Source organism: Paenibacillus sp. USHLN196, assembly GCF_037144955.1.
Classification (GTDB): Bacteria; Bacillota; Bacilli; order Paenibacillales; family Paenibacillaceae; genus Paenibacillus; species Paenibacillus xylanexedens_C.
The window spans coordinates 597,253-622,877 of sequence record NZ_JBBCYH010000004.1 but is presented as its reverse complement, the minus strand read 5'-3'; the positions used below and the strand labels follow the sequence as shown (position 1 = coordinate 622,877).

Sequence of the window (25,625 nt, the reverse complement as noted above, 5' to 3'; positions counted from 1 at the left end):
ATTTTAAAAGTCATATGTATCATATAATATAGGATTATTCTTATACAAGAGGTGAACACATTGATTAGCAGCAAACTACCCAAAATGTTCTACGGGGGCGATTATAACCCGGAACAGTGGGATCACGAAACCCACCTTGAAGACCTGCGCATGTTCCAATTGGCAGGCATTGATATCACGACAATCAACGTATTTTCATGGGCACTGATTCAGCCTGATGAAGTTACTTATCAATTTGAAGAACTCGACCAGCTGATTCATCGTCTTTATGAGAGTGGCGTCTATATATGCCTTGCAACGAGTACCGCTGCTCATCCGGCTTGGATGGCGAAGAAATATCCGGATGTGCTTCGTGTGGATGCCGATGGACGCAAACGCAAATTCGGTGGGCGGCATAATTCCTGTCCCAACAGCCCGACCTATCGTAAATACTCCGAGAAAATTGCGGATAAACTGGCCGAACGATACAAGGATCACCCCGCAGTTCTCGTATGGCACATCTCCAATGAATATGGCGGTGACTGTTACTGTGACAACTGTGAGAAAGCGTTCCGCGTATATCTGAAAGAGCGCTATCAGACTTTGGAACAGGTCAACAAAGCATGGAACACTAATTTCTGGGGACATACCTTCTACGATTGGGATGAGATTGTATTACCAAGCAACTTGAGCGAACACTGGGGTAACAATAATTCAACATTCCAGGGAATCTCGCTGGACTACTCCCGATTCAACTCCGACAGCATGCTGGATTGTTACCGCCTGGAATACGATGCGATCAAAAAACATATTCCGGACTCTGTCGTTACAACCAATCTGATGGGATTCTTCAAGCAACTGGACTATTTCAAATGGGCAAAATACATGGATATTGTCTCCTGGGACAGCTATCCCGGTCTCGCCACACCCGTCAGCTTCACGGCAATGGCTCATGATCTCATGCGTGGACTGAAAGATGGTCAACCGTTCATGCTTATGGAACAGACACCAAGTCAGCAGAACTGGCAGCCATATAATTCATTGAAACGTCCTGGCGTCATGCGTCTATGGAGTTACCAGTCTGTTGCACACGGGGCAGATACCATCATGTTCTTCCAGCTCCGCCGCTCCATCGGTGCCTGTGAGAAGTATCATGGTGCAGTTATTGAGCATGCCGGTCACGAGAATACACGTGTATTCCGCGAAGTTGCTGAGCTGGGCAAGGAGTTACAGATCCTTGGCGACACTACGCTGGATGCTACTGTAGAATCCAAAGTAGCGATTGTGTTTGATTGGGATAACTGGTGGGCCATCGAAAAATCAAGCGGACCTACGGTTGCCCTCAATTATGTGGATCAGATCCATAAATACTATGCAGCGTTCTTCCGCCGTAACATCCAGGTGGATATCGTCAGTGTGGATACGGATATTAGCAAATACGACATCGTTCTTGCCCCTGTCCTCTACATGGTCAAACCAGGATTTGCCGCCAAACTGGAGAAGTATGTTGCAGCAGGTGGAACATTCCTGACGACTTTCTTCAGCGGTATTGTCAATGAGAACGATCTCGTGACAACCGGTGGTTATCCGGGAGAACTTCGTAAGTTGCTCGGAATCTGGGTGGAAGAGATTGATGCCTTGCTGCCTGAGCAAAAGAACCGCATTGTACTCAAAGAGGCCTACGGCGATCTTCAAGGAGAGTATGACTGCGGCATGCTGTGTGACCTGCTGCACAGTGAAGGAGCCGAAGTCATCGCAGAATATGGAGACGACTTTTATAAAGGCATGCCTGTTGTGACACGTAACACCTTTGGTCAAGGTGAAGCCTGGTACGTTGCATCCGACCCGGATGCACGTTTCCTGGATGGTTTGCTGGGACAGCTTGCAGCAGCCAAGAATGTAGAGTCCCTGCTGGCGACACCGGAAGGTGTTGAAGTAAGTGCACGAACCAAAGACGGCAAACCCTACCTGTTCGTCATGAACCATAATGCTTCCACGCAATCCTATGATCTGGGTACAGCTAAGGCACATGATCTGCTCACTGATCGCGAGCTTTCGGGAAGTATTGAGATTGAAGCCCGCGGAGTACAACTCCTCGAAATGAAATAAGTTATTCGGTATATACCGTGATACAAAGTGTCACATATTATTTTCTTTTATACTTGTTATTGTCTTCAATGAGGATATTGGTATAGATTTCAGACCTTTATCATCTTCTGCAAGCCAAAAGCTGCTACTTCCCGTATCTGTCTACATCGGATACGGGTTTTTGGCATGATCTGTCGTGTTTTTGATAGAAGGAAATATCAGTATGCAAAGCGAATTGGACGAGAAACACATTTTAACGAAGCCCGCCGGAACTTGCTTGTGTGAACCATGCAGCTGATCAATTGCAGAATAAGAATACCGCTGAAATATTGGTGACACTCATGATGTCACTTATAGGCTGTTACAATAGTACATAACTTCGACATCACGTTCCGGCGGCGCAAAGATCGAAACGGAGTGGCTGACATGAACAGAACAAATCGGCTTGCCGCCATCGTTATGGCATTACAGCAAGGTCACGAAACGGCACACTCATTGGGCGTGAAATTTGAAGTTTCTCGTCGCACCATTCTCCGGGATATCCAGTCCCTCTCCGAGATGAATGTACCCATTATTGCCATTTCCGGGCCGGGGGGCGGCTTCAGACTTATGGAGGGGTACGTATTGCCCCCATTACAGTTGGACCCGGTAGAGGCAGCGACGCTCATATTTGCTCTTGAGGGCCTGAGCTGCTACGCAGATACGCCTTTTCACGAGAAACGCTGGACACTAATGAACAAAGTTAAGGCTATCATTCCAGATGATATCATGGCCCGAATGGATCCCATGCTCAAACAACTGAATCATCACATCCCAGACCGCAATTACATCCTGCATCACCTCGACCCGCTGCTAGCCTGCATACCTGAACAAGGATGGCTGAGTGTGCTGTATCGTTCCGCATCTCGTGAGCGATGGCTACATATCTGTCCTACACGGGTCTATGCTTCCTCCGGCTTCTGGTACTGTGAAGCCTATTCTGTGGAACACGGTGAACCACGTCTGTTCCGGGTCGACCGAATTATCGATGTCAAGGCGATCGAGCCACAGGAAGCACAGGAGCTGAACGAACAGGCACAGCAACAGCGGAGCAGGCCGCAATCTCCAGAACAGCCGCCGACCCTGGTTAAGGCACAACTGAGTTATCGAGGAATGATTGAAGCTGAACAGGACGAGCATATTGGTGAAAAGATGACTGAAACTGCCCCGGATCTCTGGGAATTATCATTCCTTTGTCCACCAGGGGAATGGGACTGGGCCGTACGATTCTTTTACCGATTGGGACGTGAGGCCGAAGTGATCGAACCCCTCAAACTTCGCAACGAGATTCGTCTGCACGCCGAGGAAGTGAGCCAGAAATACCTTGCTTCAAACAAGTCGTAGCCTAACTACACACTAAAAGGAGCCTGCTTATATCATGACATATGAACCTGTTGTAACGTACGAAGAAGCAGTACAGCGAATCCAGTCTATTGGACTGCTCCCACTCGCCCCTCTATTTGCCGAATATCCTTCACTGTCATCATTAACACCCAAAGAACATTGGCACAAGGATGATGAATTGGATCCCTGGTTATGGCGTTCAAGCCTGGCTGAAGAGGGCATTGCTGCATATGGAAAGTTCGTTAAAAAGAAAGCGCTTCTCGTCTCGCGCGAATACTTCCCTTGGGTACACCGACTACTTGCCGACTCCAGAAGCATTGAGGAACAGTATGAAGCGGGTCTACTATCACGAGAAGCATCCAAACTATATTCTTTGATTGAAGAACAGGAAGGCATCGATGGACGCGCCTTGCGATCACAGGCCGGTTATGGAGCAAAAGAGGACAAGAAGACATTTGACCGCGGTCTTCTGGACCTTCAGGGCTGCGCAGCCATTGTGATTAGTGGAACCAAAGAAAAAGAAGGTCTCGCAGAAGGTAAAGTCGCTTGGAACAGCTCTGCATATGAGACTGCTGGCCAATGGATGAAACGTCATGGCATTGAGCCATTTGAAGGCAGCGTCGCAGAAGCTCGTGAACTGCTGGTTACCCAACTGCAGCAACATGCTTCGCCAGTCGCGTTATCAAGCATCGCGAAAGCACTTGGCATCCCTGGAATCTAAATAAAGCCCATCCCGGTTGTTACAGATGCAACCGGGATGGGCTGCGTTCCACGATATGACGCTTCCCACACGATAACGACTTCCATCCATACTGGATTTAGAGAATCACGCCATCCTTGAATATGGCAATCTCCCGGAATCCATGCTGCTCACTGAGTGTATGTGACCGTCCTGAAGCAATATCAATCAGCTGGCTGAACATCTGTACTTTTACCTCGTCCATCGTCCGCCCCTCCAACAACTGGCCAGCATTGAAGTCAATCCAGTGTTTTTTGCGATTCGCAAGATCAGACTGGGTCGCAATCTTAACAGTAGGCACCGGGCCTCCAAATGGAGTTCCACGTCCTGTGGTGAAGAGTACTATATGTGCACCGGCCGCAGATAGTGCGGTAACAGACACCAGATCATTACCGGGTGCTTCCACAATGTTGAGACCGGTTTGAGTCACACGTTTGCCATAACGCAGAACGTCGACTACCGAAGATCGTCCTCCCTTTTGCGTACATCCAAGTGACTTTTCCTCCAGCGTCGTGATGCCTCCAGCCTTGTTCCCAGGTGAAGGATTCTCATAAATGTTCTGGCCATGGTTCACAAAATATTGCTTGAAGCCATTCACCAAGTCCACCAAATCTTGAAATACCTGCTCATTGGCAGCCCGGTTCATTAAGATCGTCTCTGCACCAAACATCTCAGGAACTTCAGTCAGAATGGCCGTTCCACCGGCAGCAACCAGCATATCCGCAACGGAACCAACCAGCGGATTAGCTGTTATGCCGGATAACCCGTCAGAGCCTCCACATTTCAAGCCAATTTTGAGTTTGCTGAGCGGAAGCGGCTGACGTTGTTCATGTTCAGCGATCTCCACAAGTTCTTCCATCAGTCGAAGGCCTTCCTCAAGCTCGTCATCCGTTTCCTGTGCTTTAAGAAACCGTACTTTGCTTCGGTATTCCGGAGCAATACATTCACGGAATTCATCAACCTGATTGTTCTCACAACCCAGACCGATGACCAGCACGCCTCCTGCATTCGGATGCTCCACCAAGGAAGCCAGTAACTGTTGTGTGTACTTCAGATCATCGCCAAGCTGTGAACACCCGAACGGATGCGGAAAGTGATATACACCATCTACCCGACTTCCAAATTGTGACTGTCCCATACGTGCCAACGCTTCACACACTTTATTGATACATCCGACCGTATTCACAATCCATATCTCGTTACGAATACCTGCCTCACCGTTAGGCCGCAAATATCCATCGAATGAACGCAGATGTTCCGGAGGCATGTCCGTCTGAACCTGGGTTGTCGGTTGGTACTCATATTCAAGCAATCCGTGCAGACCGGTCTTCAGGTTGTGACTATGAATCCAGCTTCCCTGCTCGATCTGCTCCTTGGCAATACCGATGGAGAAACCATATTTCATCACATCATCACCTGGCGCCAGGGTATGCACAGCAATCTTATGCCCCTTCGGCACGTCATCCAGCAGTGTAAAGGAAGCACCGTCCGGCAATGTAATACGTTCTCCTTTGGCATAATCCCGAAGCGCTATAATCACATCATCCTGTGGTTGAATGGCAATCCAGTCATTGATTGTACTTGTTGTGTTCATTCCCCTTCACCTTCCAACAAACTGATTTCACGAACAACTGCTGCACGCAGCCCTTCTCTTGCATCCAGATTTTCGCCCCATATCAGGGTATCCGACAACACGGCCGCCACTCGGTTACTCAATTGCTCCTGATTCCTATGAAGTGAATCATAACCCTCCCAATGTGCAGCTAAAGCAGCTAGAACATCCGGGTCATCCCGCAAAAGTACGGATTCCCCATTCAGTCGTTGTCCCTTGTAGCCTTCAGGCGTATTTACAGGACGATAAAGACACACTAATCCCGCAAATCCCTGGATTAAACGTTCAGGCCAGCTTCCCTGATTTTGCTCGTAGGCCAGAAGTGTAGGCAGCACACGAACTTTGAATTTTCCGATCGTATTTAATGCAATATCCTGCAATTTGTGATCAATATACGGGTTAAGAAAACGTTCAAATACTTCTTCCGCATATTGTTCCAGATGATGATCAGGCATATCAAGAGCAGGGACGATCTCCTGGTGCACAGCATCTCTAATCCATGGGCCAAAATGTGGATCTTCCATCGTTTCTCTCACATATTGCTTGCCTTGCAGAATACCAAGAGAAGACATCAGCGTATGTGCACCATTCAGAATCCGAACCTTGCGTACCTGAAAAGGCTTCAGATCTTTCACCCAGTGTACATTGAGGCCCGCCTGCTTGAGTGGCAGTTTTTTGTCCAGTGATTCATCGCCCTGAATGGCCCAGAAATGATATGGCTCTGCCGTATTGATCAATTGATCTTCGTACCCCCAGCGATTCGTCAGGGAATCGGCTTCCTCCTGGGTTGGCGCACCTGTGACAATTCGATCTACCAGATTATTCAGAAAGTCATTATAATTCTCAATCCATGAACGGAAGCCATCCGAATACCCATAATCTTCACTGTGACGGAGGACACAACTGCGCAGTACATCACCATTGCCTTCGAGCAACTCACATGGCAGATGAATCAAACCTCTGGATGGGTCACCATCAAATTTCAAGTATCGCTGATGCAGGAAAACCGTTAATTTCCCCGGAAATGATTGAACGGGTTCACCCTCGATATAGTCTGCATACGTATATTTCAATCCTGATTCAGTTGTATTGGAGATGACAAACTCAAGTGAAGGCAGTTCCGCCAAATTCAGAAAAGCCTCCCATTCTTCGTATGGATTGATACACTGTGAGAAAATGGAGATCAACTCTGTCCGCTCAACCGGCTTTCCTTGAGACAGTCCACGTGTAATCATCGTATATAAGCCATCCTGATCGCGAATCTGCTCCAGCTTGGCCTTGCCTCCTGGTCGTGGTTGAGTAACAGCTACACTTCCATGGAATTTGCCTTGTCTGGCACTCTCATGAAGCATCCAGTCTGCAAACCCCCGCAAGAAATTACCTTCTCCGATCTGCAAAACTTTCACAGGACGCTCCATAATCTCCTTGCACTTGCGCTGACCATCGCTTCCGAGCAGATTCAGCTTCAACATGGGACGTTTCGTGCTTGCCGACATGGACACTCACCTCATCGATTATTTGTACACTCTGAATGCCGCCCGAAGGCTTGCACCCTTATATTGTAAACGCTTTAAATTCATTGTATCATCAATAAAAGGAAATTAAATTGCTTATATTGCGGTAAATATACTCTCTCATGACTAGGTATAACATCTCGTTGAAGACGTTGGTTTGGAAAGGAGCCTCTATGGAGCGTTCACCTGTTCGTACAACTATCCAGGCAGAATCCGGTATTCCCTTTCGCCTGGTGTACAGTGACACAAAATCCCCCCAGAGCGAATTGCCGGATCACCTTCACGACTGGCATGAAATTATCTATGTATATCGAGGTCAGGGAAGCATTTTTATTGACACGGGTCTGGAGAATATGCAGGAAGGAGATCTGTTTATCATTCCAGGTAGCACGGTACACCGAGCCTTGCCTGATGCAGGCAACCCGGTCACATCTTCCGCAATATTCTTCAGTCCGGGATTACTGGCATCGACCGCCGGAGGTGCTGCTTCTTCCTTACTGAGCCTGTTTGAACGTTGTCGCAAACAACGGGTATATAAGAGACATCTGAACGAAGAGGAGCAAACCAAGGTGGCCTCGCTTATTGATGACATTCAGGAAGAATTTCAGCTTGGACATCATCTGAGTGCCCATGCGGCTCTATTAAGACTGCAACTGCTGCTCGTTTTTCTGGAACGTCTGGAAGCCGCGGGACCTGCGAGTCCAGGGAAGTCCGCTTCGGGTCCATCATGGCTCTCTTCCACGATCTCTCATATTGATGACAACCTTCGGAATGGCCTCTCCCTGCATGAACTGGCCCAGTATGCCGCGGTATCCCCTGCCCATTTTAGTCGTGCATTCAAAAGGTACACAGGGATGACTCTGACGGATTACGCATTAGCGCGACGGGTCATTATGGCGAAAGAGCATCTGGTGCAAGGAGATGAGACAATGGCCGCCGTAGCGGATGCTTGCGGATTTGACAGCCTGCCCCATTTTTATCGTCAATTCAAAAAATTAACCGGCACTACACCTGCAGCCTACCGCAGAACCATGAACAGTTCCCGTTAAAATAAAAATCGCCTGGAACATCGGTGTCCGGTCCTAATCATATATATCCACATATTCTTCTATATGGCAGATGTAGTATGATAATCTGTATTATTACTTGCCGGAAACATTGCGTTCCGTTGTCAGAGGAGCTTAACATTCCATGTTAAACGAATTGAATCGCAGGAACATTGGCATCTTCGCTCATGTTGATGCGGGGAAAACCACCACAACCGAGCATATGTTATACGAAAGTGGTGTCGTCCGCAGTCCCGGACGTGTGGATGATGGAACAACAGCCACAGACTCGCTCGATATCGAGAAAGAACGTGGCATATCCGTTCAGGCGGCGATGACCTCTCTGATCTGGAAGAATACCATCATTGACCTTATTGATACGCCTGGACATATTGATTTCAGCTCCGAAGTAGAGCGAACGCTGCGTGTGATGGATGGCGCTATTCTGATTCTCTCAGCAGTGGAGGGAGCTCAGTCCCAGAGCGAAGCCATCTGGCATGCGCTTCGTTCACTTCGCATCCCTACCATCATCTATATTAATAAAATGGATCGGATTGGCGCGTCTGCCTCTGTTGTAATGGAGCAGATTCGTTCCACCCTGTCCCCTTTCGCATGCGAAATCCAAACATGCCATATCCATGAAGATTCATTTCTTGGCATTGACTCCCTCTGGAATCTGAATCCAGTTTCTCTGTCAGGTTGCACACCATCCATTCCAGGTCTGGTCGAGATCCTTGCCGAGGTGGACGAAGAGGTCATGGAAGCCTACATTCAGGAGACTCCATTATCCCAAATGGATCTGAATGAAGCATTCCTGCGGTATGTGCATCAGGGTGAGATGTTCCCTGTCTGTTACGGTGCTTCCGGTAAAGGAATCGGCGTCACGGCATTGCTGGATGCGGTCCTTGCATTTCTGCCTCCCCCTGCACAGCCTGTGGACTCCCCTGTATCCGGTGTTGTGTTCAAAATTGAACGTGATCGCACGATGGGACGCACGGCCTATGTCCGCATGTATGGTGGTAGCCTGCACAATCGGGATACCATTCATAATTCGACGCGGGAGCTTGAAGAAAAAGTCACTCAGATTCGCCGCATGGACGGACGAAAATGGTCGGATACCGGTTCCGTTCACGCAGGACAGATTGCTGCACTCTACGGACTGAGCGACACACATGTGGGTGACATAATTGGTAATCCCGAGGGTGTACCTCCTCTGCCACAGATGGCTGTGCCGTTGTTGACGGTGCAAGTACATGGGAAAGACCCGGCACGTTACCCCGATCTGGTGGCAGCATTGCAGGAGTTGACGGACGAAGATCCCTTGCTCGACCTGCAATGGTTGCCAGAGGAACGAGAATTGCATCTCAAGGTCATGGGCACCATTCAGCTTGAGATTTTATCCAGCTTGTTACTGAGTCGTTTCGGACTGGAAGTCGTATTCGATCCGCCATCCGTCATCTATAAGGAGACCCCACGTGCAGCGGGAGAAGGTTACATTGCCTATACGATGCCAAAGCCCTGCTGGGCCATCCTCCGCTTCAGGATCGAACCTTTGCCTCGTGGAAGCGGTCTGATCTATACCTCGACCGTAAGGGCCGATCACCTGCTGGTACGATATCAGAACGAAGTCGAACGACGGATACCCGAAGCCTTGTCTCAAGGTATGCTCGGTTGGGAAGTCACCGATCTGCGCATCACGCTGGTAGAAGGGGAACATCATGTCTGGCATACCCATCCGCTGGATTTTGTCGTAGCCACGCCTATGGGAATCATGGATGGATTAGCAAAAACAGGTACCACGTTATTGGAACCCCTCCTTCAGTTCAGACTGACGGTCCCGGAGGAATATGGCGGAAAAGCCCTCAGTGATCTGGTACATATGCGGGCAACCTTCGAAGCCCCAGCCATCGGTAACGGGCGTTGTATTATTGAAGGGCTCATACCTCTTGCCACCTCAATGGATTATCCAGTGAAGCTGCGTTCCGAAACAAGCGGCCGCGGGGTACTCACGACTTCGTTTGCCGGGTACCAAGATTGTCCTGCCGATGTCACTCATGCTCGCAAACGGAGAGGGGTTAATCCCCTGGATCAATCGAAGTATATTTTAAGTGTACGAAACGCGATTACATCATAAATGGAGTTGACCTTGTGCTTATTAAATTTCTTATCTTTGGCCTTCTGTGGCGGATTGTAGGTAATCCGTTCATTGCCATCCTCATTTTACTCGTTATACTATATTTCCTGGATCGTCGTTACGTTGGGGTGTTCCCAAGCTTCACGAAACCTCTCAAGCGAATGCGTAACATCTCCCGGCTTCGGCAACAACTTGCGATGAGCCCCAATGAAGTGTCATCCAAGCTGGAGCTGGCTCGCCTGCTGATTGAGCGCAAGCGTTACAATGAGGCACATGCCTTATTGCTTGAACTGGAGCGCCCATACGAACAATCGGCTGAGTATTGGGAGGCACTGGGGACGACTGAGCTGCATTTGGGGAATATCGAAAAAGGCGAACGCCATATTTTGCAAGCCCTTGATATCAACCCTAGAGTCAAGTACGGACGCCCATATCTAACCCTCGCCGGAGCCTTCAAAGAAACACATCGGGACAAAGCGCTGGATTACGTGCATCAGTTTCAGGAGATTCATTCTTCATCCAGTGAAGCTTATTATTTGCTCGGCTCGGTACATCGTTCACTTGGCAACAATGCAGATGCTAAGCAAGCTTATGAGCAATCCTTAAACGTTTATCGCTCGTTGCCCAAATACAAGAAACGCCAGGAGCGCCGCTGGGCTGTCCGCAGTTTGCTCCGCAAGCGTGGATTGTAATGTCATCCGCCATACGCTGTAATATTCATATGTAACTCTTCTAACCAATAAAGTACACTGATCTCTGCCCTCGTTTGAGAAGCAGAGACAGTGCACTTCATTTATAACAACGATATTAATACACCAATATCTCATGCAGTCGTTCTTCATTCAGACGCATCCAGTCGATCCGCTGTTTGAGCTTCACAATCTGATCAACAGCCACTTCCGGTTCATCTGTCCCCTCGAACATCCGACTTATGAAATGCATGACCACATCCAGACTACGTAGCAGAATCAATCGCGGTATCGCTAACAGCTCTTCTGGTTCCAGGCTGACGTGTTCCCGAAATCCCTTAATCAAGCCCTCCTGTGCCTGCCACATCCAATCTTCACTCTTGTCCATGGTAAGGAGGTCAGACATCGGAACAGCCAGCTCCATTACCCGCAAATCCCATGTCGCAAATTCAAAATCCAAAATGGCACAGATTTCACCATTCTGCTGATCTATCAGTACATTCGAGGCATTCACGTCCCCATGAACCAATTGATGCGGCAGATGTTCCATACCACGCAGAGCTTCAAAAAGATCTGGCAGCGCATCTCTCAGTTGCTTCAGCTCATTTGTACATGCGGCCAATTGCTCCGGCGGCGATGTGCATAGCTGTAATAAACGTTCTGGTGAACAGAGCGGATACGCATCCTGAATTCGATAGTATGGTGGATACACAGGTTCAAGTGGTATATCCAACGTAGCCAGAACAGAAGACAAGGCCCCCGCCGCTTTACCGAGCTCTAGCAATTGATCTGGTGTATGCCAGATGGGATTGATGCCTTCCCTATAATGAAACAGAGTCACGATTTTGGTATGACCAGTGAGGGTATCTTTTACAGGAAGGAATGTACCGCCCTCACCAGATAACCGCCTTACAGGTGAAGGTGTATCAAGCTTAAAGTTCGAACGTTGGAGGGCTGCCAGCACCTCGTGTTCAAAGGTGATTTTCATCGGATCATTATGTGTTTCATATTGTCTCATGACGTAATTAGTCCCGTCTACATGGAGCATGTAAGTAGAATTATTCATCCCACCCTTTCCACGCTCGCCTTTCCAGTCCGATGTGAAACCATATAAGGCCAACACTTCGGATATACGCTGCTGCTCTGAAGGATGGAGGGAACCGGAATCGATATATTGCACCAAAATTAACCCCTTTATCTCACATAATGGAACGGTCATCTATTTATCTTAAAGGAAGTCCATCGCTTGGTCTAGTTCTGTTCCAAAGTGATCAAGAGAATGGATAATATCCCGTCCGATTAAGCTGCTCTGCAATGACACGATATCCTCTTGCATTGGGATGTACTCTGTCCCAGAACAACAGTTCACGCTCACGACCTTCAAACCTGTCATATACCTGAGCACATGCATAGTTGCCCGATCCCGCTCCATTCAGAAACGAATTATATTGGCGCACCCAGTACGCAGCTTCCGTCGCTTGTGGATACGGGTTGTACAATCCGATGGATCGGACCATATACTCACTGTTACCCTTTAACTGCCGAATGTGCCGCATGATCTGGGATACATTACTGCGGGTTTCTCCGAGCACCTGTGTCATTTTTCCGGCATTCGGAATGCCATTACTTGCTTTAAATGTACGAATCAGATCATTCCCACCAATGGATAATGTAATGATATCCGCTTCACGCAGCGATTGCCGCACTCGGGGATGCGATGAGATCATCTGTAACATTTCTCCCGACGTCAGTCCATTCACGCCCATATTTTCCATGGATACAAACGTACGGACATTCATTTCCGCCATTCGCCGATATAAAGGAACAAAGCCGGTGCCCAGCAACGCTCCTGTACCTACCGTTAATGAATCGCCTATAGCCACATATCGATATACCATCCCGTCGCCCCTCTCTGCTGTGGTTTCTCTGAACAATAATGAACTGCTCTATATCTTATGATGAGTGGGACGACAAAGCGCGGGATGGTGTCCTTAGGCATGTACCTTTCTTTTGCACAAGTTGCAGCTTTCCTGTAGAGGCAAAAAATAAAAAAAGCCCTGCCGCATAACGCGGCAGAGCCAGATACATTGCAATGCATTACATGCCTATGGTCCGATCCGAATCAACGGAATCTGATTGTTCCTTGTTCGGGAACGGCCACCAGTTGGCCCGGCCAAACATCTTCACCATCACTGGGACGAAGAATGGCAGGAACAGCAGAGAGTACAAGATCAATCCGCTAAGGACTACTGTGGCAATCTGCATCATCGAGAGAACACCGGATGGATACATCGCGGCAAATGTACCGCTCAGAATGACCGCGGCAGATAGAATAACGGTTCCCATGTTCTTCATCGCGTACAATATGGCATCCTGTACTTTCATGCCTTTGTTCTCATTGAAACGGTCCATCAGGAAGATGCTATAATCCACACCGAGTGCAATCAGCATGACAAATCCGAAGAACGGAGTAACCCAGCTGATGCCTGCGAATCCGAGGATATTAACAAAGATCACTTCGGTTAACGCCAGCGATGTGAAATAAGCCAGTAATAAGGAAACGATCAGATACAGCGGCATAATGACTGAGCGGAGCAGCACAACCAGAATAATAAATGTGCCTGCCAGCATCAGCATTACAGTACGTGTATAGTCGTTATTCGAGATCTCCTGCAGATCTGCAAACGTACTGGTAACTCCGCCAATGGCGATGTCTGCTTTTTCAAGCGTACTGCCTTGTACCGCACGATGTACTGCCGCCTCAATGTCAGGAACACGATCAATGGCTTCTGTTCCGTATGGATTTTCGGCGAAAATAACATCGATCGTCATCGTTTTCCGATCTTCAGACAGATACGTATCAAATACCTGTGTGAAATCTTTGCTGTTCAGTGCTTCTTCAGGAACGTACCAGCCTGCCAGATCGGAATCTGGTGAATTTTGCAATTGTGTCAGATAATCCTGCGCTGAATCCAGTCCCCCGGATACCTGTTTAATACCATCGACACTTTGATTCAAGCCATCCGTCAGTTGTGTCAGTTGACCACTCAGATCCGAGAAGCCTTGCTGAATTTTCTCCTGACCACCCTGAAGCTGACCAAGTCCGTTCTGAATGGAAGGTATCTCTTTAATGACTTTTCCTTGACCATCAGCGGCCTGTTTCAGACCTGTCTCAAGCTGACTGATTCCTGTTACAATTTGACCCAGGCCATCGGCAAGCGCTTTTTGTCCGGCTGCTGCGGAGGCAAACCCTTCATTGGCCTGATTGATTCCAGCAGCGGCTTCTCCCAGCTTGGTCTGAATCTGCCCCAAACCTTGAGCAAGCTGCGCTGTGCCAGAACCTGTTTCACCAATCGTACCTTTGATACGCTGGTAATCAGCATCTTGCTGCAATTCAGGATAACGCTCTTCAAGTGCTGTGAAGGATTCGGACAGACTGGTTAGAGCTGATGAAACCCCGTTCAGCTGTTGTTCCAGTTCGCGGGTTCCATCCCCCAGTGCTGCGACCCCTGCTCCCGCCTGACGATAGGCTTCAAGCAACTGATTGTTCGCCTGCGCAAGTTGATCTGCACTTGTTTTGGCTTGCTGGAGCCCTGCTTTCAGATCCCCTGCACCTGCCGAACCATCTCGAATGCCTTTTTCAATCTGCCCAAGTCCCTGACTGAGTTGCGTGATACCCGCTTGCAACTGGGAGGTTCCTTTGGTAAGTTCACCTGCTCCATCAGCAGCTTCTTTTAACTGAGGTTCATTTTTACTTAGCTGACTGCTGGCTTCACTCAGACCATCACGGATTTTGTCCAGACCCGTCTTGCCTTCACCCAGTCCATCCGATAATGTTCCCACTTGCTGTGTAACTTCAAAATCTTTAATCTCATCCCCCGTAGGTCGTGTCATACTGCGGACACCAGAGACTCCGGCTACTTTCTCTACTTCCCGGCTAATTTTCTCGGCAACGGCCATATACTTCGCATTATCCATCGCTTCATCGTTCTGAATAACGATCTGACCCGGCAGTGATTCCCCCGGACCGAAGCTGTCAGAGATAATATTGAATGCTTTTACGGAATCATATTTCTCACCAATCTCATCGAGACTATTGAACGACAGTTTGCCATCGTAGGTTGCCAGAAGAGGCACGCAGACAGCTGCAACGATGAGTAACGCAGCCCATGGACGTTTAAGTGAAAAGCGACCAGCTGCACCATAGATCTTGCTCTCGGCATGTTCAAGTGATCCCTTCGACGGCCAGAATAACTTCTTGCCCAGCACCGCCATGAAGAATGGCACAATGGTCACCAAGGCAAGCATCATCACTGCAATACCTACAGCTACGGCAACCGCAGAACGGTACAACATAAACTGGGCAAAGCCAATCGCAATGAATCCAACCAGCACAGCTAGTGCTGAGAAGAGTACCGTTTTACCGGCAGTACGATAGGTAGCAATGATGGCATCCCACGTATTCTCATGATGAGCCAGTTCTTCCTTGAACCGACTGATCAGCAGGATGCAGTAATCCGTACCAATCCCGAACATAACGGCGACCATAAAGATCTGTGTAAATGTGGATATCGGGAAGTCCAGCCCATCCACCAGGAATGCAACAATCTGTTGCGATACAATATAACTGATCCCCACCGTCAGCAGCGGGACAAACGGAGCTACAAACGAACGGAACACCAGGAACAGAATAAGTAAAATAAAGACAACGGTAATATATTCCGATTTCTTAAGCCCCTCTTGTGAACTTTCAATGGTGTCCTCATCAATCAGACCTTTACCGGTTATGTAGTGCTCCACATTGACGGACTTCAATGCTTCATTCAGGTCTTCCCGCATTTCCTTGACCGTGCGATCTCCCTGATCAATGGATAGCGATGTTAGAATCGTTTTGCCATCAGCTGAGATCATCTTCTCTGACAATTCAGGCTGAGAGAAAGGTTCCAGAATGGACAGAATGCCCAGCTTCTCCTTGTCGGCCTCCAAGTTTTTAACGGCCTTCTCTGCCTCTTGTTTCCCCGTGGTACCCAGACCTTCCGGATTATAAAATACAAGAGCGATCTGGCTGCCTTGCTGCTCTCCCTTTTGTGCTGCAGCTTCATTCAAAATCGCTGCGGCCTGGGTGGAAGAGTACCCTTCCGGAACCGAAAACTGTCCCTTTTCCCGAATCAGTTCACTCATGTTAGGGGCAGTAAACATCAACACGGCAGCTACAACAACCCATAGCCCCATTAACCACCATCTTGCTTTTAGTATCGCTCTCATTCGTTCTCCTGTCCTCCTTCATGCGTTAGCAAAGCTGCAAGCTTCTCAAAAGATTCAATGAAAATCCGAACCTCTTCCGGTTTAAAATGAACCAGATAAGGCTCCAGAATCTGCTGTATTTCCTGTTCTGTTTCCCTGTATACCTGTCGTCCGGTATCCGTCAGTGTCAGATATACAACGCGGCGGTCACGTTCATCCCCGGCCCGATGGACCAAATCGCGATCTACCAGCTTGTTGACCAAAGCAGTAATGCTGCTCTTACCTATACACAGAAGCTCTGCAAGATCAGAGGGCGTGCAGAAAGGTTTCTCTTCAATCAGACGAAGTGCGCAGAACTGATCGGTCGTTATGGTCTGCCCCACTTGTTCACGTATCCGCGTATCAAACCGCTTATTGACCATAAAGGAAGCATCCAAATAGCGGTTCACCAAACTTTTTGCATCCGGTGTACTCATTCTTCATTCTCCTTTCCCGAATCTATATAGTTCGCTTTACGAACTATTCTCTTGTGAAACTATTCTATAATGAAACAATCTCTTGAAGCAATACTTTTTTCCTGGTTTTATGATAAAAACAACAAAAAAACAGGACGTCCGACTCAGCTCATTGCTAAATCCAACATCCTGTAATGATTATGATCCATATATTTCTTAAAGTAATAAAATGCCTCTATGCTACTCTTCGTCTGTATCTTCCTCTTTTTCAAGCACACAACGGAATCGCTCCACACCTGGGTATAATTCACCCAGACTATATACCACGAACCCCGTATTCCGATAAAACTCGACGGCTTCCAGTTCTGTCTCAGCGATCAGTCTATCGGGATTGTATGTTGCCAACAGTTGTGAGATCATACCACGTCCATAATTTTTGAAGCGGTTTTCAGGCAAAACCGAGATATGATGAATGGTAATCTCACTTGTTCCTGTCTTCTCATATCCAATCAGACCGATCAACTGTCCTTCATCTTCGTAACCGGCCATTTGCAGTTCGTCCTTCTCTACATATTGTTGCAACGCACGGTTCAAGTGATCCGGATCAGGAAAGACCGAGTAGGACAACAGCTCCTGCACTTCCGGCTCCTGTATGCGTGATTTCAGATTAATTAACACCTTGATTCCTCCTATACCTTGCTTGTTTCCGTTATCGTATTGTAGTCGTTAGCCTCTAAAAGTTCAAGTCGTGTGCCGATTCAGCTCTGATTGAAGCACAGTGGAGATGTCGTCTGGACCCTTGATCACCGCCATCTGATATGCATCCAACAATGCACCTCCAACTGCTGGCAGATGGCTAGTCATGTATTGAATTGTTTTTGCATTGGGTTGATAGGCAGCATCCAGCCCTTTCTGAACAGCTTCCACCATATATGGTGAACTCAGACAACTTCCGGTAAGATTCAAGGACACTGTTGGATGTTCAAAGCAGGATGCAAGCATCAAGATGCCCACAACGGCCGTGTCAGCAGCCGAGTCACATACCCTAACTGCGAGGGGAATATTGCGAGCAGCAGCTTCCGTCACCATAGACGCCATCTGACCAAATTTCCGGTTGGTCGCCTGTTTATTTTCGGCAAAACCGGCTACCCCCAGCGCAGTGAGCTCTCGGACTGAGCTAACATTCCAATATGCCAACACCTGCTCAATCCAAGCTTGATCCTGCGGCCCATAACGTCCTGCAAGAATGGAATGCACCGTGTCGTAAGCTAAAAAGCGTGCTGCTGTCGGCGCGTAATGTCCGAACTGATCATTGCGTAGCCAAGCCCCCTGTTCCGTTCTGCCAAGGATTAAAGAGCCCGTCCCTCCAATAGCGACAATGCCTGGCTCACCGTCGAAGGCCGCTGTATGCGCGATGTGCGTATCGTTTACTGCACTGATCCTGCCTGTAATCCCCGTACGAGCGAGTAATGCTTCAGCCCAAACTGTATCTTCAGGCTCATTCAAGCCTGCCATCCCTGCCTGAATGGAGGCGATCTGACTCGGCTTGAGCCCGGCTTGATTTATCGCTTCGGCGATAGCCTCCAGCACATTTTGCTCAGCATTGGTATCGTGATAGCGGTTGCAACCATTCTTTTGCACATAGGATAAAATCTTCCCGTTCTGATCGGCGACAGCCACACGCGTGTGGCTCCCTCCTCCATCCATCCCTATTACATATGTATTCATCCTTAACGATCTCCCTTCCGACCACACATTAAGAGTGCCGGGTCCATTGTCAGGTCCCGGCAGAGAATTTATTGCTTTTGCACAGCGAAACGAAGCAGTTCACAACGAAACTGTGTCGGTTCATCATACTTTTCCTCTTCAATCGTCTGTGTAACATGTTCTTGAAGTAGAATATTCCAACCTTTGTAGGCATCCTCCAGCAAAGCAATCGCTTCAACTGTCGACAAGTTCAGTTCAATTAATGGTTCAATCTCCTTGCCTGTATTGATTTCTTTCTCCTCCACATTGGTGCTCATCGTAATACAATGAATGCCCCCTGAACGAGTTCCGGTCTGTAACCGGTCTATCGCTTCCATGAAGGCTTGCTTATTGGAGACATGTTCCAGACAAGAACAAGCAGCGATATAATCAAAATAGTTTGGCTCCACAGCATATTGTTCAACATCTGCTTTCACTGCCTGCACGATATGATCAACCTGATATTCTTTCGCATACTTGTGAAGTCCGTCTACTGCCTCATCCAGTAAATCCACACCGATGACTTCACTGTTGGTCTGGGCAAGACGCTGTGCAATCGGTATCGTATGTCTCCCGACTCCGCATCCAAGATCAAGAACACGCAGTTCCTCCTTGTGAGCAAGGAGACGTTCCAGCATATCCATAACCATAGGCATGGGCCTCGACATCCAGGTACCAGAGGCGAATAATTCATTATTCTGATAGAAATTGGAATGATAACCTGCCTCTGCTTTTCGCGCAGCCTCAAATTGTTCGTTTCCCATCAAGATACCCCCATCGTTTAGAAAATGATTTGCATCTTCTACTTAATACCCAGATTGCCACACAAAAATCAATTCAACGCCGACCCTCTTATTCGTGGGTATGCCTACAAACACAAGGTCATCGCCTTTACTTGGCCTCTGAACTTACTGGCATGAAGGACGAAGGGGATAGATTCTTCTTCATAAAGGATTCGAGTGCTGTCTCATATCGGGTGCGATCCACTTGAAACGCTGTGCCATGGCCTGCCCGGGGAATGGTTAGCAATTCTTTCTCGGTCGGGCAAGCTTCGTATAATCTGTACACCATTTCTGTTGGTACGAACGTATCGGCTTCACCGTGGATGAACAGCACAGGCACGTTGACTTTGGCAAGTTGATTCAGCGCGGATGCCTCCCTGAAAGAGTATCCTGCCTTCCATCTGGAGATCAGACTTGTGACGGGTATGAACGGAAATGCAGGAAGTTTGTATAATTGCTTCAACTGGAACGTCAGTTCTTCTTCTACGGAGGTGTACGCACAATCAGAGACAATCGCTTTAACTTGGCTTGGCAGAGCTTCACCACCAGTCATCAGTACGGTTGCTCCTCCCATGGATATACCGTGCAATAGGATTTCCCCTTGTGTACCCACCTTTTCCAGCACCAAGTTGGTCCACTGGACATAATCCTTCCGATCTAACCAGCCAAAACCGATGATATCACCTTCACTCTGTCCATGACCTCGATCATCTGGCATGAGTACGTTATAACCGTGCTTTTCCGCATAAAACCGGGCGAATCCAGCCATTTCTCTGCCTCTCCCCGAATAACCATGTGCCAGAATAACCGTATGATCAGACCTGCTATTGGAACCCAGCCATGTACCGTGCAGTTTTAATCCATCATGCGATTGAATAGATATCTCTTCTGTAGGCTGAGCATCCAGCCACTTCAGATCGGAAGCGCTGCTGATGATCTCATTGTCGGGTTCAGGCATCAGATTCGGATTATCCACCAAAAACGTTTTGGGCGTACGTCGAATGGCGGTTTTGAAAAAATAAAGCCCTCCTGCCCACAGAAGAGCAAGAACGATCAGAACCAGTGTCCCAAGTCCGTAGAATAACATGAACGTGTCCTACCTTTCATTCCTAATTAAAATGTGTTCAATCCTTACTTACTCGTTGCAGGGCCGCACATGCTTCTTGAAAAGCGGGCAACAAGGTATCTAGCAACGGTTCGGCTTTACGCGATTGCCCTTCCTTGGCAAACTGCTCTATCTGGGCAAACAAAGTCGATAAATAACGAATCCCCAGACTCAAACTGCCTGATTTCAGATCATGGGCTACCCCTGTTGCAGCTGCATGGTCTCCCGAAACAATATGTCTGCGCAGCACTTCGATCTTGCCAGGTGTTTCGGTACGATACATGTCCAATAACATACCCAGAAGTGTGCGATCACCATCAGTGTTTAATTCGGCAATCTCATGTACGATGCTCATATTCAGTACTTCTGTCGATTCAGACGATTGCTGCCATTTCTGGATCATCGTACTCAGGATCTCCAACGTGAACGGTTTGCCAATGAAGTCATTCATCCCGGCTTCCCTACACTTGTCTTTCTCCCCTTGCATAACATTCCCTGTCATCGCAATGATTGGGGTGGCATGACGCATTTCATCCATTTCGATCGCGCGAATTTTGCGTGTAGCTTCCAAGCCATCCATTAAAGGCATCATATAGTCCATTAGAATCAAACTGTATTTTTTGTTGAGAAAAGCAGCTACTGCCTCCTCCCCATTCAAGACAGCGTCCACTTGGGTGATTCCCAGCTTTTTGAGTTGCAACATAACAAGCTGCCGGTTGATCACATTATCATCGGCCAACAAGATAGATACGGGAGGAGCTTCATCCTCCACAGCCTGGCCTTGAATCTGCTCAGACAACTGCGGACCGGACTCGTGAACGGACGGATTACCTTGTTTCTTGTTAAGCCCAAGTTCGAACCAGAATGTTGATCCTTCACCCTCTTTGCTGTCTACTCCGATCTGACCTTCCATCAGTGTAACGAGCGATCTGCAGATCGATAATCCAAGCCCCGTTCCTTCATACTCGCTCGAACGGCCTCGTTCTGTCTGCATATAGGGTTGAAATAATTGGTTCTGATCTTCTTCCGAGATACCAATGCCCGTGTCTTCAACTTCAAATCGGATCATTTGAGTAGTCTCATCATCTTTAATAAGGGCAACTCGTATAGATACCGTACCTTCAGATGTGAATTTGTTTGCATTCTGAATCAGATTAATGAGCACTTGGGTAATTCTCGTTGAATCCCCTTCCAGAAGAGTTGATATTCCGGAGTCAAAGTCTACCGATAACTGATTGCGGTTCTCTCTGACTTGAGGTTCGAGTAAACGAACAATATAATGTATCGTTTCTTGCAGATCCACTTCCCCCAGTTCAAGTCGCATCTGCCCCGCCTCAAGTTTGGACAGATCCAGAAGATCCTGAATCAGCTTAAGCAACAGTCTGGCAGCATCCTGTATAACAGAAACAGAATTCTCCTGTTCTTCAGACAAAGGAGACAGCATCAGCATTTCAGCCATCCCCAATACTCCATTTAATGGCGTACGAAAATCATGACTGATTCCTGCAATAAATGCGCTTTTAGATTCACCTGCATCTACTGCTTTCTGGCGTGCTGCTTCAAGACTAATATTGTTCTTCGCAAGCAGACGCTGGAGTGTGACCAGTTCATTATTCATATCCGAGAATTCCGCAAGCGTCCGTTCCTCCTGCTCTCTGCTGCGGATCATCTGATCTGATAACTGCTCAATCGTTCTGCGCAGCCTCTGTATCTCTCCGTTCTCATTAGGCACCACACCACCCCTCTCCTAATCCCTAACTGTAATTGGCTGAGCCAGTAATTGTTCTGCGACGGCAACTGCTTCATCGGCTCCTGGAGCATAACCGTCAGCTCCTATCGTTCTCCACAGCTCCTGATCAATATTAAAGGGGTATCCCCCGACCATAATCTTCACATGTGCCGTTGCCGGATGATGACGAATTAGATGGATCAGCTCTTTGGCCAGATGAAGATGATACGTCATCGTAACTGAGATCGCAACAACATCGCTCTGATGGCGCTCTATGGCCTCTACTACACTTCCATTAGGAACATTCGCTCCCAGATAGTACGTATCCCAACCTTCCATCTCGAACACATCTGTGAGCATGCGTAGTCCGATCTCATGTTGTTCACTGCCTACACAGGTGGCAACCAGCTTTTTATCCTGACCGTTATCCATCAACCAACGTGAGTAGAGACGTGAGATGAATGACTGGGTCGCTGCCGTACAAAAGTGTTCCTGTCCCACACTGATCCGATTGCATTGCCACAATCGCCCTATTTCGTACTGGGTAGGCTGAAAGATATATCGATAAATATCACGAATTGTCGCCCCGGCTTCTAACTGAACTTCAATGATCTCGAAGGCTTCTTTTCGTTTATTATCTAGCAAACACTGCAAGTACGATTGAGCAGCCTCTCCATAAGGCATGGATTTATTCATGTAACCTGCAGGTGACTCCGTTAGTGTTGTTCTATATATTCCCATCTCAAGATATTCGACCAGAAGCGCCTTTGACGGATGGTCAAATTCCTCTTCTAATGTCTCTTTAATCAGATTGAGATTAATCGCCAGATCCTCTGCCGATACCTTGTAACCCTCAAGTAAAACTTTCAGCCACGCAATATAATGCGTAAAGAGTTCAGGGCTCTGTACGAGCGCACTTTCAGCCAAATAGTTCAAGCTATACTCCGAATCCTGTTTGGTTCGCATTTTTCCATTTTCGCCAAATCGTTCTAGTAAATCGGGCTGTCTGAGATACTGTTTCTCCGTTATTTTATCAGCCAAGTTACTGGCTTGTTGGAGTAAATGTTCTCCTGCTTCTCGATGACTCATGGACGCAGCCCTCCTCTACTCGGGAATGAGATCGACGTTAGCTAACTTGCAGTTTGGGATAGGTTCCTCTACGTGAAACTTTATTGCTATCCATCCATTCCGCCCTCCATATGTCTGTTCAATTATACATGAACTTTGGATAAGCATGCGTTTGCGCTATGCATGTATAGAACAATTTTCCTATATTATGTAGAACCATGCAAGCCACTCAGTCAGTATCTGCTATACTTTTCGAGCTCCACAAAAAAACTGACCTGCGTTATGAACGCAAGTCAGTTTTCCCTTCTGCAGCCAATCCCAGCTTCTTCAACATCCGTATCGCGTCGACTTTCTCTGAAGGGTCCAGTCCTTCCAAAGCATCAATGATAACCTGGTGATGTTGAGGAAATATCTCTGTGAACAATTGTCTTCCTTCCTCGGTTAATTCAGCGTAAATGACACGCCGATCTTCCTTGGATGGCCGACGAAACAGCAGATTTTTATTTTGTAACTTATCTACAACATACGTAATATTACCACTGGACATCAGTACCTTTTCACCAATCTTTTGCAATGCCTGTGGTCCCTTATGATATAACAAGTCAAGCACGCCAAATTCTGTTGTATTCAGTCCGTGACTCTGGATGTCCCGATTGGAACGTGAAGTCACAGAATTGTAGGCCCGAACAAGAACCACAAATAATTGTAAAGATAGTTCCCGGTTGTCCTCCGTGTTCAGCATTTCAATAATCCTCCATCAGTTGTTTACATTTCCGCTCGCATTAGACGAAAGCTTCTGCTCCCACTCCTCGCGAAGCATTCCCATACGAATTGAATCATAGTATTGTCCGCGAACGATACGACACTTCCGCATTCGCCCCTCCACCTGCAACCCGGCTTTTGCAGCAGCCCGCATCATTCGTTCATTGCCGGACCATGTGGTCAATCCAACCCGAACCAGAGGTAGTTGTTCAAACAAATGACTTGACCACATCACAAGCGACCGCGTACCCATTCCGCTTCCCCAGCGGGCAGATCGGTATATCACAATCCCCATTTCCAGCCACATGGATAACTCATCTTCTATATAATAGCTGATCGTACCCACGATTTGTCTGTCAAATTCTATGATACGGATCGACACAGGTTTGGAATCGCTCTGATCAACGTTCATACGTTTGAGCATACCTTGTTCAAAACTTTCATAGCTTTCGTGTTCGAGAGGATAATAGGGTGCATCCCACTGCTTCCATTCCGGAATGTCATCACTATAAATCAATTCATAGAGTTCGCGCAGATCCTTCTTCTCCACACACCGGAGAACAAGTTCACCATCCACTAGGGGTAGTTCTTTTATACCTATAGGAAGCACCCTCTTTCAAATTAAGAACGATGAAGCTCTTCGATACTACCGTCCGCATGGGCAAGAATGACTGTGCTCGCCATATCCACAAATAGTCCGTTATCAACAACACCCGGTAGCATGTTCAATTGAACATTAAGGTCCGCAGCATGATCGATGACTTCCATGTGGCAATCCGCGATCAGGTTTCCGTTGTCTGTCAGATAACGCTCCTGTCCATTCATCCGCCATTGTGGGTGACACCCCAGTTTTTCGAGAGCTTGGAAGGTCCACTCTGAAGCAAACGGAACCACCTCAACCGGTAGCGGAAATTTCCCCAACTTTTGTACGGCTTTGCTGCCATCTGCTACAATAATCAGTTTGTCACTATTGGCAGCGACGATTTTCTCACGCAAAAGAGCCCCGCCGCCACCTTTGATCAGGTTAAATTCGGGATCTACTTCATCTGCACCATCAATGGTCAGATCCAGACGTCCAATCTGGTCAAAGGGAACAATGGGGATACCCCATTCCCGGGCGAGCTTGTCCGAAGCTTCCGAAGTGGCCACCGCTTGAATATTCAATCCATCACGTACCCGCTCACCGATTCGGCAGATGGCATAATAAGCTGTTGAACCTGTCCCTAATCCAACCTTCATTCCATCTTCAACATATTCTGCCGCACGCTCTGCTGCTATCTGTTTAAGATTCATCTATAAACCCCCGCCTGCTCATAATTTGAGAAATGCATATGTAGTTATTATAGATAAAACCACTTCCGATGTATATCCGTGCCTTCTGTTGCATCTTGACCAATCTTTTTTCCAATGTTTGAGGATGTATTTTTACCCACCATGTTATAGAATACAGAATGAAGCTAAAAAATGGGAAATTTTAAAATAAACAGTTCTAAATACCTATATTTCGTCTGATATGTCCATAAATACGTAAAATATTAAAAAAGTTTTAA

At 47.6% G+C, this 25,625-nt stretch carries 21 protein-coding genes; 6 read left to right on the top strand and 15 right to left on the bottom strand.

All coding sequences use genetic code 11. From position 1 onward, the window contains the following. Window positions 1-60: 60 nt before the first annotated feature. The 3 genes from WFI24_RS12675 (at window position 61) to WFI24_RS12665 (ending at window position 4,171) form a co-directional block, all read left to right on the top strand. On the top strand, window positions 61-2,088 hold the full coding sequence (locus WFI24_RS12675; protein ID WP_336761179.1) for a beta-galactosidase: 2,028 nt from the start codon (window positions 61-63) through the stop codon (window positions 2,086-2,088). Window positions 2,089-2,493: 405 nt separating this feature from the next. Continuing rightward, complete coding sequence (locus tag WFI24_RS12670) at window positions 2,494-3,450, top strand: helix-turn-helix transcriptional regulator (protein ID WP_336761178.1); 957 nt, start codon at window positions 2,494-2,496, stop codon at window positions 3,448-3,450. Between the two features lie 34 nt (window positions 3,451-3,484). After that, window positions 3,485-4,171: an AlkZ-related protein gene (locus tag WFI24_RS12665; protein WP_336761176.1), complete on the top strand. Its 687-nt coding sequence runs from the start codon at window positions 3,485-3,487 to the stop codon at window positions 4,169-4,171. Window positions 4,172-4,268: 97 nt separating this feature from the next. Here WFI24_RS12665 and WFI24_RS12660 read toward each other — a convergent pair whose 3' ends face one another. Next, a complete protein-coding gene (locus WFI24_RS12660) occupies window positions 4,269-5,783 on the bottom strand; it encodes a UxaA family hydrolase (protein WP_336761173.1) in 1,515 nt (504 codons plus the stop codon). After that, the gene (locus WFI24_RS12655; RefSeq protein ID WP_336761171.1) at window positions 5,780-7,297 is read right to left on the bottom strand and encodes a tagaturonate reductase; all 1,518 of its coding nucleotides are present in this window, start codon (window positions 7,295-7,297) and stop codon (window positions 5,780-5,782) included. Before WFI24_RS12655 ends, WFI24_RS12660 begins: the two co-directional genes overlap by 4 nt. A gap of 191 nt (window positions 7,298-7,488) precedes the next feature. On the opposite strand from WFI24_RS12655, the gene WFI24_RS12650 reads away from it, so the two are divergent. From WFI24_RS12650 to WFI24_RS12640, 3 genes are all read left to right on the top strand, one after another. Beyond that, on the top strand, window positions 7,489-8,364 hold the full coding sequence (locus WFI24_RS12650) for an AraC family transcriptional regulator (RefSeq protein WP_186327709.1): 876 nt from the start codon (window positions 7,489-7,491) through the stop codon (window positions 8,362-8,364). Window positions 8,365-8,506: 142 nt separating this feature from the next. Further along, on the top strand, window positions 8,507-10,495 hold the full coding sequence (locus WFI24_RS12645) for a translation factor GTPase family protein (protein ID WP_336761169.1): 1,989 nt from the start codon (window positions 8,507-8,509) through the stop codon (window positions 10,493-10,495). 14 nt (window positions 10,496-10,509) lie between these two features. Then, window positions 10,510-11,187, top strand: coding sequence for a tetratricopeptide repeat protein (locus WFI24_RS12640; protein ID WP_336761167.1), 678 nt, complete (start codon window positions 10,510-10,512; stop codon window positions 11,185-11,187). Between the two features lie 115 nt (window positions 11,188-11,302). Here WFI24_RS12640 and WFI24_RS12635 read toward each other — a convergent pair whose 3' ends face one another. The 13 genes from WFI24_RS12635 to rpiA all read right to left on the bottom strand — a co-directional run bounded on the left by WFI24_RS12635 (window position 11,303) and on the right by rpiA (window position 25,368). Next, entirely contained in the window at window positions 11,303-12,364 is a 1,062-nt protein-coding gene (locus tag WFI24_RS12635; protein WP_336761165.1) for a phosphotransferase, read from the bottom strand. A 91-nt stretch (window positions 12,365-12,455) separates the two neighbouring features. After that, a complete protein-coding gene (locus WFI24_RS12630) occupies window positions 12,456-13,082 on the bottom strand; it encodes an SGNH/GDSL hydrolase family protein (RefSeq protein ID WP_145319087.1) in 627 nt (208 codons plus the stop codon). Between the two features lie 199 nt (window positions 13,083-13,281). Continuing rightward, window positions 13,282-16,449 carry an MMPL family transporter gene (locus WFI24_RS12625; protein WP_336761164.1) on the bottom strand — a complete coding sequence of 1,056 codons (3,168 nt, stop codon included), beginning with the start codon at window positions 16,447-16,449 and terminating at the stop codon, window positions 13,282-13,284. Then, window positions 16,446-16,904, bottom strand: a complete 459-nt coding sequence (locus tag WFI24_RS12620; protein WP_336761163.1) for a MarR family winged helix-turn-helix transcriptional regulator — start codon at window positions 16,902-16,904, stop codon at window positions 16,446-16,448. Before WFI24_RS12620 ends, WFI24_RS12625 begins: the two co-directional genes overlap by 4 nt. A gap of 219 nt (window positions 16,905-17,123) precedes the next feature. After that, complete coding sequence (locus tag WFI24_RS12615) at window positions 17,124-17,561, bottom strand: GNAT family N-acetyltransferase (RefSeq protein WP_307413776.1); 438 nt, start codon at window positions 17,559-17,561, stop codon at window positions 17,124-17,126. Window positions 17,562-17,624: 63 nt separating this feature from the next. Beyond that, window positions 17,625-18,611 carry an N-acetylglucosamine kinase gene (locus tag WFI24_RS12610; protein WP_336761159.1) on the bottom strand — a complete coding sequence of 329 codons (987 nt, stop codon included), beginning with the start codon at window positions 18,609-18,611 and terminating at the stop codon, window positions 17,625-17,627. Window positions 18,612-18,679: 68 nt separating this feature from the next. Continuing rightward, window positions 18,680-19,393 carry a class I SAM-dependent methyltransferase gene (locus tag WFI24_RS12605; protein WP_336761157.1) on the bottom strand — a complete coding sequence of 238 codons (714 nt, stop codon included), beginning with the start codon at window positions 19,391-19,393 and terminating at the stop codon, window positions 18,680-18,682. 127 nt (window positions 19,394-19,520) lie between these two features. Then, complete coding sequence (locus WFI24_RS12600) at window positions 19,521-20,498, bottom strand: alpha/beta hydrolase (protein WP_336761155.1); 978 nt, start codon at window positions 20,496-20,498, stop codon at window positions 19,521-19,523. A 37-nt stretch (window positions 20,499-20,535) separates the two neighbouring features. Then, on the bottom strand, window positions 20,536-22,251 hold the full coding sequence (locus WFI24_RS12595) for an ATP-binding protein (RefSeq protein ID WP_336761153.1): 1,716 nt from the start codon (window positions 22,249-22,251) through the stop codon (window positions 20,536-20,538). Between the two features lie 12 nt (window positions 22,252-22,263). Continuing rightward, the gene (locus WFI24_RS12590; protein WP_336761152.1) at window positions 22,264-23,334 is read right to left on the bottom strand and encodes a cobalamin B12-binding domain-containing protein; all 1,071 of its coding nucleotides are present in this window, start codon (window positions 23,332-23,334) and stop codon (window positions 22,264-22,266) included. Window positions 23,335-23,593: 259 nt separating this feature from the next. Next, window positions 23,594-24,055, bottom strand: a complete 462-nt coding sequence (locus WFI24_RS12585; RefSeq protein ID WP_336761151.1) for a MarR family winged helix-turn-helix transcriptional regulator — start codon at window positions 24,053-24,055, stop codon at window positions 23,594-23,596. A gap of 15 nt (window positions 24,056-24,070) precedes the next feature. Then, a complete protein-coding gene (locus WFI24_RS12580; RefSeq protein ID WP_336761149.1) occupies window positions 24,071-24,652 on the bottom strand; it encodes a GNAT family N-acetyltransferase in 582 nt (193 codons plus the stop codon). Window positions 24,653-24,696: 44 nt separating this feature from the next. Beyond that, complete coding sequence (gene rpiA / locus WFI24_RS12575) at window positions 24,697-25,368, bottom strand: ribose-5-phosphate isomerase RpiA (protein WP_336761147.1); 672 nt, start codon at window positions 25,366-25,368, stop codon at window positions 24,697-24,699. Window positions 25,369-25,625: the final 257 nt, after the last annotated feature.

Bases quoted from the DNA above. Each gene is read 5' to 3' on its own strand.
- WFI24_RS12670 (WP_336761178.1), top strand. From the start codon at position 2,494: ATGAACAGAACAAATCGGCTTGCCGCCATCGTTATGGCATTACAGCAA.
- WFI24_RS12665 (WP_336761176.1), top strand. From the start codon at position 3,485: ATGACATATGAACCTGTTGTAACGTACGAAGAAGCAGTACAGCGAATC.
- WFI24_RS12660 (WP_336761173.1), bottom strand. From the start codon at position 5,783: ATGAACACAACAAGTACAATCAATGACTGGATTGCCATTCAACCACAG.
- WFI24_RS12655 (WP_336761171.1), bottom strand. From the start codon at position 7,297: ATGTCGGCAAGCACGAAACGTCCCATGTTGAAGCTGAATCTGCTCGGA.
- WFI24_RS12650 (WP_186327709.1), top strand. From the start codon at position 7,489: ATGGAGCGTTCACCTGTTCGTACAACTATCCAGGCAGAATCCGGTATT.
- WFI24_RS12645 (WP_336761169.1), top strand. From the start codon at position 8,507: ATGTTAAACGAATTGAATCGCAGGAACATTGGCATCTTCGCTCATGTT.
- WFI24_RS12630 (WP_145319087.1), bottom strand. From the start codon at position 13,082: ATGGTATATCGATATGTGGCTATAGGCGATTCATTAACGGTAGGTACA.
- WFI24_RS12625 (WP_336761164.1), bottom strand. From the start codon at position 16,449: ATGAGAGCGATACTAAAAGCAAGATGGTGGTTAATGGGGCTATGGGTT.
- WFI24_RS12620 (WP_336761163.1), bottom strand. From the start codon at position 16,904: ATGAGTACACCGGATGCAAAAAGTTTGGTGAACCGCTATTTGGATGCT.
- WFI24_RS12610 (WP_336761159.1), bottom strand. From the start codon at position 18,611: ATGAATACATATGTAATAGGGATGGATGGAGGAGGGAGCCACACGCGT.
- WFI24_RS12605 (WP_336761157.1), bottom strand. From the start codon at position 19,393: ATGGGAAACGAACAATTTGAGGCTGCGCGAAAAGCAGAGGCAGGTTAT.
- WFI24_RS12600 (WP_336761155.1), bottom strand. From the start codon at position 20,498: ATGTTATTCTACGGACTTGGGACACTGGTTCTGATCGTTCTTGCTCTT.
- WFI24_RS12590 (WP_336761152.1), bottom strand. From the start codon at position 23,334: ATGAGTCATCGAGAAGCAGGAGAACATTTACTCCAACAAGCCAGTAAC.
- WFI24_RS12585 (WP_336761151.1), bottom strand. From the start codon at position 24,055: ATGCTGAACACGGAGGACAACCGGGAACTATCTTTACAATTATTTGTG.
- rpiA (WP_336761147.1), bottom strand. From the start codon at position 25,368: ATGAATCTTAAACAGATAGCAGCAGAGCGTGCGGCAGAATATGTTGAA.